The organism is Pseudomonas sp. 8Z (assembly GCF_902506535.1).
Lineage (GTDB): Bacteria > Pseudomonadota > Gammaproteobacteria > Pseudomonadales > Pseudomonadaceae > Aquipseudomonas.
Map to the genome: position 1 here is coordinate 188,304 of NZ_LR733825.1, position 13,984 is coordinate 202,287.

At 62.7% G+C, this 13,984-nt stretch carries 13 protein-coding genes; 6 read left to right on the forward strand and 7 right to left on the reverse strand.

From position 1 onward, the window contains the following. Positions 1-349: 349 nt before the first annotated feature. Entirely contained in the window at positions 350-1,549 is a 1,200-nt protein-coding gene (locus AERO9A_RS05140; protein WP_159970854.1) for a class I SAM-dependent rRNA methyltransferase, read from the reverse strand. A 144-nt stretch (positions 1,550-1,693) separates the two neighbouring features. On the opposite strand from AERO9A_RS05140, the gene AERO9A_RS05145 reads away from it, so the two are divergent. The 5 genes from AERO9A_RS05145 (at position 1,694) to AERO9A_RS05165 (ending at position 6,500) form a co-directional block, all read left to right on the forward strand. Further along, positions 1,694-2,560, forward strand: coding sequence for an HDOD domain-containing protein (locus AERO9A_RS05145; protein ID WP_159970855.1), 867 nt, complete (start codon positions 1,694-1,696; stop codon positions 2,558-2,560). A gap of 74 nt (positions 2,561-2,634) precedes the next feature. Continuing rightward, the gene (gene mutM / locus AERO9A_RS05150) at positions 2,635-3,447 is read left to right on the forward strand and encodes a bifunctional DNA-formamidopyrimidine glycosylase/DNA-(apurinic or apyrimidinic site) lyase (protein ID WP_159970856.1); all 813 of its coding nucleotides are present in this window, start codon (positions 2,635-2,637) and stop codon (positions 3,445-3,447) included. Positions 3,448-3,549: 102 nt separating this feature from the next. Continuing rightward, a complete protein-coding gene (locus tag AERO9A_RS05155; RefSeq protein ID WP_159970857.1) occupies positions 3,550-4,128 on the forward strand; it encodes a lysophospholipid acyltransferase family protein in 579 nt (192 codons plus the stop codon). Positions 4,129-4,203: 75 nt separating this feature from the next. Then, positions 4,204-4,542 carry a multidrug transporter gene (locus tag AERO9A_RS05160; protein ID WP_159970858.1) on the forward strand — a complete coding sequence of 113 codons (339 nt, stop codon included), beginning with the start codon at positions 4,204-4,206 and terminating at the stop codon, positions 4,540-4,542. Positions 4,543-4,664: 122 nt separating this feature from the next. Beyond that, entirely contained in the window at positions 4,665-6,500 is a 1,836-nt protein-coding gene (locus AERO9A_RS05165) for a Na/Pi cotransporter family protein (protein WP_159970859.1), read from the forward strand. A 54-nt stretch (positions 6,501-6,554) separates the two neighbouring features. On the opposite strand, the gene ggt is transcribed toward AERO9A_RS05165, so the two are convergent. From ggt to AERO9A_RS05195, 6 genes are all read right to left on the reverse strand, one after another. Continuing rightward, on the reverse strand, positions 6,555-8,213 hold the full coding sequence (gene ggt / locus AERO9A_RS05170; protein WP_159970860.1) for a gamma-glutamyltransferase: 1,659 nt from the start codon (positions 8,211-8,213) through the stop codon (positions 6,555-6,557). A gap of 91 nt (positions 8,214-8,304) precedes the next feature. Then, entirely contained in the window at positions 8,305-8,556 is a 252-nt protein-coding gene (locus AERO9A_RS05175; protein WP_159970861.1) for a YfhL family 4Fe-4S dicluster ferredoxin, read from the reverse strand. A gap of 199 nt (positions 8,557-8,755) precedes the next feature. Further along, positions 8,756-9,238, reverse strand: coding sequence for a pantetheine-phosphate adenylyltransferase (coaD, locus tag AERO9A_RS05180; protein ID WP_159970862.1), 483 nt, complete (start codon positions 9,236-9,238; stop codon positions 8,756-8,758). Between the two features lie 104 nt (positions 9,239-9,342). Further along, positions 9,343-10,941: a GMC family oxidoreductase gene (locus AERO9A_RS05185; RefSeq protein WP_159970863.1), complete on the reverse strand. Its 1,599-nt coding sequence runs from the start codon at positions 10,939-10,941 to the stop codon at positions 9,343-9,345. A 181-nt stretch (positions 10,942-11,122) separates the two neighbouring features. Beyond that, positions 11,123-11,668: a twin-arginine translocation pathway signal protein gene (locus tag AERO9A_RS05190; RefSeq protein WP_159970864.1), complete on the reverse strand. Its 546-nt coding sequence runs from the start codon at positions 11,666-11,668 to the stop codon at positions 11,123-11,125. A 42-nt stretch (positions 11,669-11,710) separates the two neighbouring features. After that, the gene (locus tag AERO9A_RS05195; protein WP_159970865.1) at positions 11,711-13,141 is read right to left on the reverse strand and encodes a coniferyl aldehyde dehydrogenase; all 1,431 of its coding nucleotides are present in this window, start codon (positions 13,139-13,141) and stop codon (positions 11,711-11,713) included. A 186-nt stretch (positions 13,142-13,327) separates the two neighbouring features. On the opposite strand from AERO9A_RS05195, the gene AERO9A_RS05200 reads away from it, so the two are divergent. After that, the gene (locus AERO9A_RS05200; protein ID WP_159970866.1) at positions 13,328-13,984 is read left to right on the forward strand and encodes a TetR/AcrR family transcriptional regulator; all 657 of its coding nucleotides are present in this window, start codon (positions 13,328-13,330) and stop codon (positions 13,982-13,984) included.

The following is a 13,984-nucleotide window of genomic DNA, read 5'->3' on the forward strand; positions in this document are numbered from 1 at the left end:
GACGTAGCGTCAAATGCGTCGCGGCGAGTCGTCGTTATTGCCGCAACGCTGTCGAGTGGCTGTCGTGTGCGCTGCATTGGCGGGGGGAGCGAGTACCTTGACGATCAGGCACCCAATCCCCCTTCGGGCGGCTGTGGTCATGATGCTGGCTCGGTTGAGAGGAGGACTTAGCATATCGTCCATACCCCCTGTGTCTACAGGGGGGGAGGCGGTTTTGCGCGGGTAAGTGAGCGTATGTGCAAGGGTGTTTGCGACGGGTTGGCGCTTGTCTCGGACGCCTGTAGCGCTTGTAGCTCGCTGTTGGCGCGTTACGGCACCTGTCGAGCGTGCTCGACAGGGTGCCTCTGGGTTAACTGTTCGGTAACAGACGAACGGTCAGGCTTTTGATGTAGCGTGTTTCCGGGATGGCCATGTGTTCCGGGTGATCCGGGCCTTGTGCCCCGCGCTCCAGTAGCTGGATGTTGCGGTCCAGGTGACGGGCGCTTTGCAGCAGAATCTGGTGCAGGCTGTCCTCGGCCAGGTGCATCGAGCAACTGGCGCTGACCAGGATGCCGTCTTTGTTGAGCATACGCATGGCCATCTCGTTGAGGCGACGGTAGGCCGCTTCACCGTTCTTGATGTCCTTCTTGCGTTTGATGAAAGCGGGTGGGTCGGCGATGACCACGTCGAAGCGCTCCTCGGCCGCCTTGAGTTCACGCAGGGCGGCAAAGGCGTCGCCCTCGACGCAGGTGACCTTCTCGGCCAGGCCGTTGAGCGCGGCGTTGCGCTCGACGCCGTCGAGGGCGAAGGCCGAGGCATCGACGCAGAACACCTCGCTGGCGCCGAAGGCCGCCGCCTGCACGCCCCAGCCGCCGATGTAGCTGAACAGGTCGAGCACACGCTTGCCCTGTACATAGGGCGCCAGGCGCGCCCGGTTCATGCGGTGGTCATAGAACCAGCCGGTTTTCTGCCCTTCGATCACCGGCGCCTCGAACTTCACGCCGTTCTCTTCCAGGGCGACCCACTCCGGCACCTGGCCGTAGGCGGTTTCCACGTAGCGTTCCAGGCCTTCGGCATCGCGGGCGCTGGAGTCGTTCTTGAGCAGGATGCCGCTGGGCTTGAGCACCTGGATCAGCGCGGCCAGTACATCATCCTTGTGCCGCTCCATGGTGGCCGAGGCCAGTTGCACCACGAGGATGTCGAAGAAACGGTCGACCACCAGACCTGGCAGCAGGTCGGAGTCGCCATACACCAGGCGATAGCAGGGCTGAGTGAACAGACGCTCGCGCAGCGACAGGCAGACGTTGAGGCGGTGCACCAGCAGCGACTTGTCCAGCTCATGCTTGAGATCGCGCGACAGCAGGCGGGCGCAGATCAGGTTGTTCGGGCTCATGGCGACGATGCCCAGCGGCTTGCCGCCAGCGGCTTCGAGGATGGCTTGATCGCCGACGGCAAAACCGTGCAAAGGCGTAGCGGTAACATCGATCTCGTTGCTGTAGACCCACAGGTGACCGGCGCGCAGGCGTCGGTCGGCGTTGGCTTTCAGGCGCAGGCTGGGCAGGGAAGACATGGCGTGGTGCTCCGGCGGGTAAAAAGAGCGGGATTATAGCCGCTCGTGTCAGCCGTCGTTGGGGTAAAAAGTTACATGCGATAGAGCGTCAGCATTGTCTAAACTGTGCGATAAATCTCACTTCATTGCGCCCGATCTTTTTCCATGACCTACGAACTCACGTCCGAGCAGATTCAGCAGATTCTGCAGGGCATCAGCGTACCGCCGCAGCCTCAGATCATGGTCGATCTGCAGATGGAGCAGTACATGCCTGATCCTGATTTGAAGGCTATCGCCAAGCTGATCAGTCAGGACCCAGGGCTGTCCGGCGCGTTGCTGAAAATCGTCAACTCGCCGCACTTCGGCCTGGCCAATCGCATCGTTTCCATCCAGCAGGCGGTGAACCTGTTGGGCTGCAATACGGTGATCAACCTGATCAACGCACAGTCGATCAAGGGTGAGTTGAGCGATGAGGCGATCATTACCCTGAACCGTTTCTGGGACAGTGCTCAGGATGTGGCCATGACCTGTCTGACGCTGGCCAAGCGGCTGGGCTATGACTCGCCCGATGAAGCTTACAGCCTGGGGCTGTTTCATGACTGCGGCGTGCCCCTGATGCTCAAGCGCTTCCCGGATTACATGCAGGTGCTCGAAGAGGCGTATGCCCGTGCCAGTGATGAGTGCCGCGTGGTCGATACCGAGAACCAGATTCTCAATACCAACCATGCCGTGGTGGGCTATTTCACGGCGCGCTCCTGGCGCTTGCCGGAGCACATTTGCGAGGTGATCGCGAATCATCACAACGCCCTGACCATCTTCAGGGATGAGTCCGGGCGTGATGCCCGGCTCAAGACGCTGCTGGCCATTCTCAAAATGGCCGAATACATCTGCGAGACCTACCGCGTCATTGGCGGGCAAAGCACTGATATGAAATGGCCGTATATCTCGTCGCTGATTCTGGAGTACGTGGGGCTGTCAGAGTATGACTTCGAGAACCTGCGTGAGAGCATTCGCGATCTGGCGGTCATGTAACCGCCGCAGCCCGGCTTATCGCTCACCGGCAATCCTGCTAAGGTTGCGCACCGTCGTTTCACAGTCCTGCCCGCATGCCTGAATTACCCGAAGTCGAAACCACTCGTCGCGGTATCGCGCCCTATCTTGAAGGGCAGCGCGTGAGCCGCGTGATCGTGCGCGAACGCCGTTTGCGCTGGCCGATCCCTGAAGATCTGGATGTGCGCCTGTCCGGGCAGCGTATCGAGCGCGTGGAACGCCGTGCCAAGTACCTGCTGATCAAGGCCGAGGTGGGCAGCCTGATCAGCCACCTGGGCATGTCCGGCAGTTTGCGCCTGGTCGAGTGTGGCCTGGCGGCGGCCAAGCACGAGCATGTGGACATCGAGCTGGAGTCCGGTCTGGCACTGCGCTACACCGACCCACGCCGGTTTGGCGCGCTGCTGTGGAGTGACGATCCGCTGCGCCATGAGCTACTCAGCAAACTTGGCCCTGAACCGTTGGGCGGATCGTTCGACGGTGAGCGACTGTTCCAGCTATCGCGCGCGCGCAGTATGGCGGTTAAGCCCTTCATCATGGATAACGCCGTGGTGGTCGGGGTGGGCAATATCTACGCCACCGAGGCGCTGTTCGCGGCGGGGATCGATCCGCGTCGTGAGGCAGGCTCGATTTCGCGGGCGCGTTACCTGCGCCTGGCGGAGGAGATCAAGCGCATCCTGGCCCATGCCATCGAGCGTGGTGGTACCACGCTGCGAGACTTCGTCGGCGGCGATGGTCAGCCCGGCTACTTCCAACAGGAGCTGTTCGCTTACGGGCGTGGCGGTGAGTTCTGCAAGGTCTGTGGCAGCACGTTGCGCGAGGTCAAGCTGGGCCAGCGGGCAAGTGTTTACTGCCCCAAATGTCAGCGCTGAAAAACTGTTGGCGGGCGAACCGTAGGGCGGGTGCAACCCGCCAAAGGCCAATGGCGGGTTGCACCCGCCTTACGGCATAAAACAAGAAACCGAAGGTATTAAATGTCCGGTAATTACTTGCCGCCTAACCCGCTGGCCGAATGGCTGGGGCGTAGCGTGTTGAAACTCATGGGCTGGCGGATCGAGGGTGAGTTTCCCAAACTCGATAAGTTCGTCGCCATCGGCGCTCACCACACCTCCAACTGGGACTTCGTGATTTTCATTGCGCTGAAGTTCGTGCTGCGTCTGAATGCGCGCTGGTTCGGCAAGCACAGTATCTTCCGCTGGCCATTCGGTGGTCTGATGCGGGCCTGGGGCGGCATTGCCATTCGCCGTGATCGCCAGCGCAACACCGTGGAACAGGCCGTTCAGGCGTTTCGCGAGAACCGGGAGTTCATTTTGGTGCTCTCGCCCGAAGGTACGCGCAAGAAGGTGGAGCGCTGGAAGATGGGCTTCTACCACATCGCACGTGGCGCGGGCGTGCCGATCGTGATGGGCGCCGTGGATTATCGCAATCGTCGTGTGGTGATTGGCCCAACCTTTTATCCCACCGGTGATGAGCAGGCCGATCTGGCCGCCATGTTGGCTTTTTTCCGTCCGTTCGAGGCGAAAAAACCGGAGTGCGCTTTTCACGGCGATTGACGGCGATCACGCTGACAATTGCCAAGGCGCTGTTATAGTTACTGGCACCGTTGCGACTAACCTAAGGATCGATTCATGAAAGCGTTCCGCTCAACCGCTGCTGTCCTGGCTTTGACCTCTGGCTTGCTGGCACTGCCGATCCAGGCGGAAGTGGTGCAGCAGAATGCCAGTGGCGATCCGCTCTACACCGTCGAGGCGCCCAAGGGTTATGCCATGCTCGGTGATTTGGTATTTGCCCGGCCATTACTGATTACCGCCACCGCCATTGGCACCGTCGGTTTTATCGTCAGCCTGCCGTTCACCGCACTGGGCGGTAATGTCGGTGAGGCCGCTCAAGCCATGGTGGTCGAGCCTGGGCGTGAAGCCTTCGTACGCTGCCTGGGTTGCACCAGCAGCGGCTACAAGCAAGACTGATTCACACGGATCGATCATGCGGCCTCTCGCCTTCATAGGCGAGGGGCCGTTTGCGTTTGAGGGCCGTTGCTGGGAGATCAAACGCCCTCTCTGTACACCGCTAAAAGGATGAAACGGTGATCATGAAATACCTGCGCGGTGTCATGCTGGCCCTGGTTGTGGTGGGGCTGATTGCCTCTTTCTGGTTCAGTCGCGGATGGTTGCAGCTCTGCGCCGGTCTAGCGATATTCCTGTTCGGCATGCAGTGCCTCGAAGAGGGGCTGCGGCAGTTGGCCGGCAGCAAGCTTGAGCAGATTCTCGGACGCAGCACCGCCACTGCGTTCAAGAGCTTGCTGTTCGGCGTTGGCGGTACCTTGTTGCTGCAGTCCAGTACGCTGGTGTCCTTGCTGACCATCGCCTTTATCAGTGCGGGTTTGATCCAGTTGGCGGGCGGTATCGCCATCCTCTTCGGTGCCAATCTCGGCGCCACCAGTGGCATCTGGTTGCTGGCCATGGCCGGGCAGAACCTCAGCCTCAGCCCGTTGGCGCTGCCGCTGTTGGTGTTCGGTGTGCTGGCTGGTTTTTTCGGCTCACGGAGCAAGGCGGCCGGGCGGATCGTGCTGGGTATCGCCTTCATCTTTCTTGGTATCGATCAGATCAAGGAAGGTTTCGCCAGCTTCGGCGACGGTTTGGACATGACCCAACTGCATGCCGACGGCATCCTCGGCGCGTTGCTGTTCATCGGTATTGGCATGGCCATCACTGTGGTGCTGCAGTCCAGCCATGCCACTCTGATGCTGACCCTGGCGGCGCTGGCCGCCGGGCAGTTGGAGCTTGCTCAGAGCCTGGCCATTGCCATCGGCTCGAACGTCGGCAGTAGTGTCACCACGGCGTTCGTTGGCTCCTTGGGCGGTAACCGCAGCGGCCAGCGCCTGGCGCTGGCGCATGTGGTCTTCAACCTGGTAACCGGGGTCTTGGCGTTCGTTCTGCTCGAACCCATGACCTGGCTGGTGCATGCTCTGGCCGCACCATTTGGGCTGGGGGATAACAGCCTGATGCAGTTGGCTATGTTCCATACCTTGTTCAATGCCATGGGGGTAATGCTGTTCTGGCCGTTGCAACGGCAATTGGCGCAGAAGCTGATTCAATGGCTACCGGAGCGGGTCGAGCCGCAGGTGCTGATTACCGAGCTTGCGCCGGTGCTAGCCAGTGAGCCGAAGCGTACCCGTGCGCGCTACCTCAATGATCGCGCGTTGGATTCGGTGGAGTCGGCCTCCGTCGCGGTGGTGCAGGAGCTGGGGCACCTTGGCCGCCTGAGCCTGGAGGTGATCTGCCATGCCCTCTACCTGCCGGTGGATCAGTTGGCGCGTGCGCGGGCGGATGATCGCCTGCTGCACGACAAACCCGCGCAGGGCGGCTTCGATGCGGAGCACCTGTACCAGTTTCATATCAAGGGTGTTTATGGCGATCTGCTGAGCTTCATGGGGCGCATGGAGCTGCCGATGGATGAAGCGCACCAGCAGTTTTGGGTCAGTTGCCAACTGGCGGCGCTGCAACTGGTGGATGCGGTGAAGGACGCCAAGCACCTGCAGAAGAATCTTGGCCATTACCTCGATGAACCCGATTCAGCCGCGCGCAGCGCCTATGTCGAATTGCGCCGCCATCTGCTGTCGATGCTCCATGAGCTGCGTGACCTGGCCCGTGCCGATCTACCGGAGCAGACCTGGCGTTCGCGCCTGGCCTGGCTCGATGAGCAGGCGGCGAACTTCGATGCGAAGTTCCGCCAGCGTCTGTTCGCCGAGGTGCGCAATGGCCGCCTGGATGGTTTGCAGACCAGCTCGCTGATGAACGATGTGGGCTATGTCAGCCGCATCTTTCAGAGCCTGCGCAATGTGCTGATGCTGGGTGATGAGCAGGCGCTGTTCCGCGAGTTGCGCCGCTTTGGAGATGAAGACGAGAGACTGATCAGGCCCTCGTAGGCAGGGTGCAATCCGGGACTTTGGGGCTGGGCATTTCCCCGGATTGCATCGGGGTTACGGCGTTGCCGTGCCGATGCCGCGCGGATCGCTGGCGGCCTGCACCTCGCCGCTGGCCTTGTCCCACAGCAGCACCTGCTGATTGCCGTACTGCCTATCCAGGCGCTTGAGCTGATAACCACGCTTTTGCAGCTCGGCAATCTGCTCAGGGCTGAAGGTATCCGGCTCATGCTCGATCATGTCGGGCAGGAACTGGTGATGGTAGCGCGCCACGGCTGGCCAGCTTTCGACGGGCTGGCCGTCGAGGTATTGCAGCATCGACAGCAGCACCATGCTCGGAATGCGACTGCCCCCAGGCGTGCCGAAGGCGGCGAACTCGTCGGTGCTTTCGAGAAAGCTCGGGCTCATCGACGACAGTGGGCGTTTGCCGCCGGCGATGACATTGGCCTGGCTGCCTGCCAGACCGTAGGCGTTGGCACCGTTGACGTCCGCTGCGAAGTCGTCCATCTCGTCGTTGAGCAGCACGCCGGTGCCGGGCACGGTGAAGGCGGCGCCGAACGGCAGGTTGACCGACAGGGTGGCGGCCACCGCGTTGCCTTCGCTGTCGAGCACGGCGAAGTGGGTGGTGTGATCGCCTTCGTGCCAGGTGCCGGCCGGTGGCAGGCTGGAGCTGGGTGTGGCTTGCTGCGGGTCGATGCTGCCTGCCAGCACGGCCAGGTGGCCGGGCGAGAGCATGTCCTGCAGCGGGTTCTTGATGAAATCGGGATCGCCCAACAGTGCGCGGTCACGGTAGGCGCGGCGCAAGGCTTCGACCACGTAATGCACGCGTTGCACAGGCTCGGCATCTCGCCAGGGCAGTTGTTCGAGGATGCCCAGGCTTTGCGCCAGGGCTACGCCACCGGCCGATGGCGGCGGGGCACTGATCAATTCGTGACCATCTTCCAGGGTGAAGCGCAGAGGCGCACGGCTGACCACGTGATAGCCGCGCAGATCGTCCATCGTCCAGATCCCGCCGGCGCGGCGCACGCCGTCGACCAGGCGTTCGGCCTGGGCGCCGTAGTAAAAGCCGGCGCGCCCATGGTCAGCCAGCGCCTGCAGGGTGGTGGCCAGTTCCGGCTGGCGCAACAGATAACCTTCGGCGGGGACTTCTCCCTGGTTGAGGAACAGGCGCGCACTTTCCGGATCATCGCGCAGCGCGGCCAGGCGCCAGGTGGCGCGCTCGCGGTACACGCGGTCGATGGCGAAACCTTCGCGGGCCAAGGCAATGGCAGGCGCCAGGCTGGTTTTCAGTGGCAGGCGGCCGTGGTGTTCAGCCAGTTCCACCAGGGCTGCCGGTAAGCCGGGGATGGCGGCAGCGAGGGCGCCATTGAGCGACAGCTCACGTTGCACCTGGCCGTCGCGGGCGTACATATCTGGTTTGGCTTGCAGCGGGGCGCGTTCGCGGGCGTCGATAAAGTCATAGCGAGGCGTGTCGCCCGTCGTGCGTAGCAGGAAGAAACCGCCGCCACCGAGGCCTGAGCCATAGGGCTCGACCACCGCCAGGGCTGCGCTGGCGGCGACGGCGGCATCGAAGGCGTTGCCACCGGCGGCGAGGATCTTTTCAGCAGCAGCGGTCGCTGCGGGATGGGCGGTGGCGACGGCGGCTTGATTGGGCGCGGCCTGGGCCAGCAGGCTGGCGCCGAGCAGCAGGGTCGATAGCAGGAGTTTGCGCAGCATGCGATCTACCGGAGGCGATGAAGGGGCGTCCAGCTTAGCAGCCTTGCTGCGCCCTTGGGCGCAGCCGCTGCCTGTATCGTGCTGTGCCGGGTCAGGCCTTGCCGGTGATGATGCGGTATTTGTGCATCAGCTCGTCGCGGCTTTCGACGTTGTTCGCGTCGAGCGGGATGCAGTCAACCGGGCACACTTGCTGGCACTGCGGCTCGTCGTAGTGGCCAACGCATTCGGTGCACAGGTTGGGGTCGATGACGTAGATCTCCTCGCCTTGCGAGATGGCGCCGTTCGGGCACTCGGGTTCGCAGACGTCGCAGTTGATGCAGTCGTCGGTGATGATCAGGGACATGAAAGCAACTCCTGTCCAGGCGGGGCCGGGACACTGGCAGGCAACAATGGGGGCAATTGTGCCGGATTGCTGCGCTGTGTGTCATGCGCCCGTGCTTGTCGGGCAGGGCTCGCCTGTAGGTGTGTGGGGCACTTTGGGCGCAGGCTCCATGTAGGCGGAGCCACGACAGTCGCCGCTAAAGCGCCTCCCACGGCGTCATTCAGGCCTTGCGAAACCGCGTGGTGAGAGCGTCGGCTACGGCTGGGTGGACGAATTTGCTGATATCGCCGCCCAGCGCTGCGATCTCGCGCACCAGGGTGGAGGAGATGAAGGAGTATTTTTCCGACGGAGTAAGGAACAGGCTTTCCACATCGGGTGCCAACTGGCGGTTCATGTTGGCCAGTTGAAATTCGTACTCGAAGTCCGACACCGCGCGCAGGCCACGTAGAAAGACATTGGCGCCCTGTTCCTTGGCGAAATGCGCCAGCAGCGTGGAGAAACCCACCACTTCGACGTTGGGCAGGTGCTTGGTGACCTCACGGGCTAGCTCGACGCGTTGTTCCAGCGGGAACAGCGGGTTTTTCTTGGGGCTGGCGGCGACGGCGATGATCACGTGATCGAACAAACGTGCAGCGCGCTCGACCAGATCACCATGGCCTTTGGTGATGGGGTCGAAGGTGCCGGGGTATAACACTCGATTCATCGGGACATCCTGGCGGGTCGAAAAGGAGTCGGATGGTAGCGCAGCCCACCCCGGCGGCCAAGCTGTGGGGATGGGCTGTATCTTTAAGATTCGTGTTTACGGCTCTAACTCGGGCTTCTCAGTCGTTCGATCAGGTGCGTGGCGAGTTTCGCTGTCAGCGCATAGATCGACAACTGCGGGTTGGCGCCGATGCTGGTGGGAAATAGTGAACCGTCGTGGATCGATAGGTTGCCGAGCTGGTGGTGGCGACCGAGGCTGTCGACCACGGCCTGCCGTGGATCTTCACCCATGGCGCAGCCACCCATGACGTGTGCGCTACCCAGGCGTGTGCGGTGTAGCGCCAGGTCGAGGTTGTCGATCATGGCCTGTGCTGCGCGCCAGGTGCTGACGAAGCGGGCGTCGCTGTGAATCGGCATCACTGCCTTGGCGCCAGCGGCGAACTGCACTTCGGCCATGCTCAGAAACGCCCGGCGCACGCCATCCCAGGTGTAGTCGGTCATGGGGTAGTCGAGTACCGGGCTGCCGTCACTGCGCAGTTCCACGCGGCCCTCGGCGCTGTCAGGGTGAAAACCGTCGCGCAGCAGGGCGAGCATCATGTGGGTATGCGGCAATTGCGCCATGCGCTGGGCATTTGCCTGGCCGAAATCACCGAGCAGGGTGGCGCTCAGGCCAGGGTGCAGCGGCGGTACTTCCAGTTTGTAGGAGAGCCGTCCGGTCACGCCGTCATCCCACTGAAAGTGGTCGCAATACAGCGATTGTGGAGCGCCGTAGAAGGGGTTGATGGCTTGCTCGAACTGCGCGGCGCAGAAGTTCACCAGATGCAGGTAAGTGCGGCGGCCGACGCGCTTGTGCGGGTCGGGGGCGCTGGAACGCAGCAGGATGCCGGGGGTATTGATGCCGCCACCGGCCAGCACGTAATGCCGGGCCTTGACGCGAATACGCTTGCCGTTGGGGGCCACGCTGCGCGCGTCCATGCCCAGGCAGTCGAGGCCGATGACCTGGTCGCCTTCGATCAGCAATTTGTCGGCGCGGGCCAGGTAGAGCAACTCGCCACCTGCGTCCAGGGTGCTGGGGATGGTGGTGACCAGCATCGATTGCTTGGCGTTGGTCGGGCAGCCCATGCCGCAGTAGCCGAGATTCCAGCAGCCACGCACGTTGCGAGGGATCACCGCCCAGTGATAGCCGAGCTTGTCGCAGCCTTTGGCGATCACCTCGTTGTTGGCATTGGCCGGCACCATCCAGGGGGCCACGCCCAGGCGTTGCTCCATTTTCTCGAACCAGGGCGCCATCGATTCGGCGTCGTGGCCGTGCACGTTATGTGCGTCGGCCCAGTGCGCCAGCGTCTGTGGCGGCGTGCGGAAGCTGCTGGTCCAGTTGACCAGGGTGGTGCCGCCAACGGCGCGGCCTTGCAGAATGGCGATGGCGCCATCCTTGCTCACCCGGCCACCACCTTCCTGATAGAGCGCCGAGTAGGCTGCGCTTTCCTGCATCTTGAAGTCGTCGCTGGTCTTGAGCGGGCCTTCCTCGATCAGCAGCACTTTGTAACCGGCGGCGCTGAGAATCTCTGCCGTGGTACCGCCGCCTGCGCCGCTTCCGACGATGGCGACGTCGGCTTCCAGGGTCAGGTCGTTTTCCAGGCGTGAGCCGTCATGGGTTTTCCACCCCCTGGCCAGGCCTTGTTTGAACAGATCGGGTACAGGCATTTCACCTTCTCTTCTTGTCGTCTCTTGTCGTCGGGCCGTCTGTAGTCACGAGCTTGGCGCTCGCCCTGATCGCGGATGAATCCGCTCCTACACAAACAGCCCATATCCCGTGTGAGATTCGGTTGTAGGGGCGGCTTCAGCCCACCAAGGTCAGCCGCTGTTGGTGGGCTGAAGCGAGTCGCTATACGGCTGGCGGGCCGGGGTAGCCGCACAGGGCCCAGGCTTCGGGGCGCGCATACCAGGCCATCAGCACCAGCTTCAGCAGCGCGGCGTGGCCCATGCGCAGCATATCCAGGCGGCTGTCTTGCCAGCGGTGCAAAAAGTTGCCGACCTCTGCGGCACTGGCGTTGCTCCAGTCGCCCCACACACCGGTCAGCGGGCCGCGACTGATGGGCATGGCCAGCAGATCGAACAGTTGCATGATGCGTTGCGCAATTTCCGGCGACAGGTGCGCCAGGCTGCTGTCGAGGCTGTGTAGGGTTGCGTCGAGCGCCTGCACCATCTGCTCGGCGCTGACGGCGTCGGCCAGGATGACCGGGATCAGCGCGCGCAGAAATGGCAGATCATTGCGGCGTAGCAGCAGATAGCCCTGGGCTGGTGCAGCCTCTGCATAGCCGCTGAGGGTGGCGGTCAGCCCGGCTGTGCTGAGCAGTGCGGTGCCCAGTAGGCCGACCTTGAGCAGGTGGCGGCGCGACAGGTGTTGGGTGTCGAGGGTGGTGTCGTTCATTGTTGTTATCACCAGGCGTAGAGCGGGCCAGGCCCGCGCGGGTCAGCGGACGAATAACCTGTAGACCAACTTCTGCAGCGCCTTGCCATAGGGCGGGTAGATCAGCCGCGCGACGTTGAAACGCTGTTTGATGAACACGCCCTTGGCCTTGCTGAAGGTCAGGAAGCCTTCGTGACCGTGGTAATGGCCCATGCCGGAAGGGCCAACGCCGCCGAACGGCATGTCGTCCTGGGCCACGTGCAGCAGGGTGTCGTTCAGGCATACGCCGCCGGAGTGGGTCTCGTGCAGTACGCGCTGTTGCTCGCGCTTGTCATAGCCGAAGTAATACAGCGCCAGTGGGCGTGGTCGTGCGTTGATGTAGGCGAAGGCGTCTTCCAGGCGCTCGTAGGGCACCACCGGCAGCAGCGGGCCGAAAATTTCTTCCTGCATCAGCGTCATATCGTCATTGACGTCCAGCACCAGGCTTTGCGGCAGACGTCGGCCCTGGGCTTCGGGATGCAGCGCGACGACGCGCGCGCCCTTGGCCTGGGCGTCCTGCAGGTAGCCATTGAGGCGTGCCAGTTGGCGTTCGTTGATGATCGCGGTGTAGTCCGGGTTGTCCGCAAGCGTCGGGTAGAAGCGCTGCACCGCTTCGCGATAGGCGCTGACAAAGCCCTCGACGCGGTTGCGCGGCACCAGCACGTAGTCCGGCGCCACGCAGGTTTGCCCGGCATTGAGCGTCTTGCCGAAGGCGATGCGCTCGGCAGCGTCCGCCAGCGGCACGTCGGCGCTAATGATGGCCGGTGACTTGCCTCCCAGCTCCAGGGTTACCGGGGTCAGGTTCTCGGCGGCGGCGCGCATGACGTGTTTGCCGATGTTGGTGGCACCGGTGAACAGCAGGTGGTCGAGTGGCAGCTTGGAGAAAGCCATGCCGACTTCCGCCTCGCCGAGCACCACGCTGACCAGATCCTCGGGGAAGATGCGCGCCAGCAGATCCTTGACCAGTTGCGAGGTGGCCGGGGTGGACTCGCTCATCTTGATCATCACCCGGTTGCCGGCGGCCAGTGCGCCGGTCAGCGGGCCGATGGCGAGAAACAGCGGGTAGTTCCACGGCACGATGATGCCGACCACGCCCAACGGCTGGTAGATGACCTTGGCCGACGCCGGCATGAAGGCCAAGCCGACCCGGCGCCGCGAGGGTTTCATCCACTTCTTGAGGCGTTTGCTCGCGTAATGGATGCCATGCAGACTCGGCATCAACTCGGCGAGCAGTGTTTCATCGGCGCTGCGATTGCTGAAGTCTGCGCTGATCGCAGCGACCAGGGCGTCTTGCTGCTGGTTCAGCAGCTCGCTGAGTGCTTTGAGCCACTGTAGGCGCTGCTCGGCCGATGGCATCGGATTGGCGGCAAAGGCGGCGCGCTGCAAGGCCAAGGTGTCGTGCAGCGCGTTGATCTGCTGTTGGCTGTGCTGCAAATGGGCAATGTCGGCGACCATGGGGGTTCCTCGATGTTGCAGCAGGCTGCTTGCGGGTGGTGCTGGATTTTTAGAGTAATTACTCTAATCTGTCAAACCAGATAGCACGCGCCTGCCCGAGCAGGCGTCTGGCAAGCTCGCAGGGGTAACGTCCGTGCGGCTGCGCCTGTACCTTTGTCACTTTTGAAGTTGAGGCCGAGCTGCGTCATGGCGCCACCCAAGACCCGCGACCGCATCGTTGCCGAGAGCCTGGCGCTGTTCAACAGCCAGGGCGAGCGCAACGTCACCACCAACCATATCGCCGCGCACCTGGGGATTTCACCAGGCAATCTGTATTACCACTTTCGCAACAAGCAGGTGATCATCGGCGAGCTGTTCGCGCAGTACGAAGCGCATGTCGACAGCTTTCTGCGGCTGCCCGAGGGCCGCGCCCTGACCGTGCAGGACAAGACTTTCTATCTGGAGGCGCTGCTGGCGGCGATGTGGCACTACCGCTTCCTTCATCGTGATCTGGAGCACCTGCTCGAAGCCGACGCCGAACTGGCCGAGCGCTATCGCGCTTTCGCCCGGCGCTGCCTGGCAGGGGCGCAGTCGATTTATCAGGGCTTCGTCGAGGCCGGCATCTTGCTGATGACGCCGACGCAAATCGAGGCGCTGACGCTCAACGCCTGGATCATCATGACCTCCTGGGTGCGTTTTCTCTGCACCGCCGGTGCCAGCCCGGACAATCTCAGCCAGGACATGCTGCGTCGGGGGATCTACCAGCTACTGGCGCTGGAGGGCGGGTACATCGCGCCGTCAGCCCGTGAGGCGGTCGAGGCGCTGTACGAGCGCTTGCATGTGCCGCTGGCTCAGGTGCTGTGA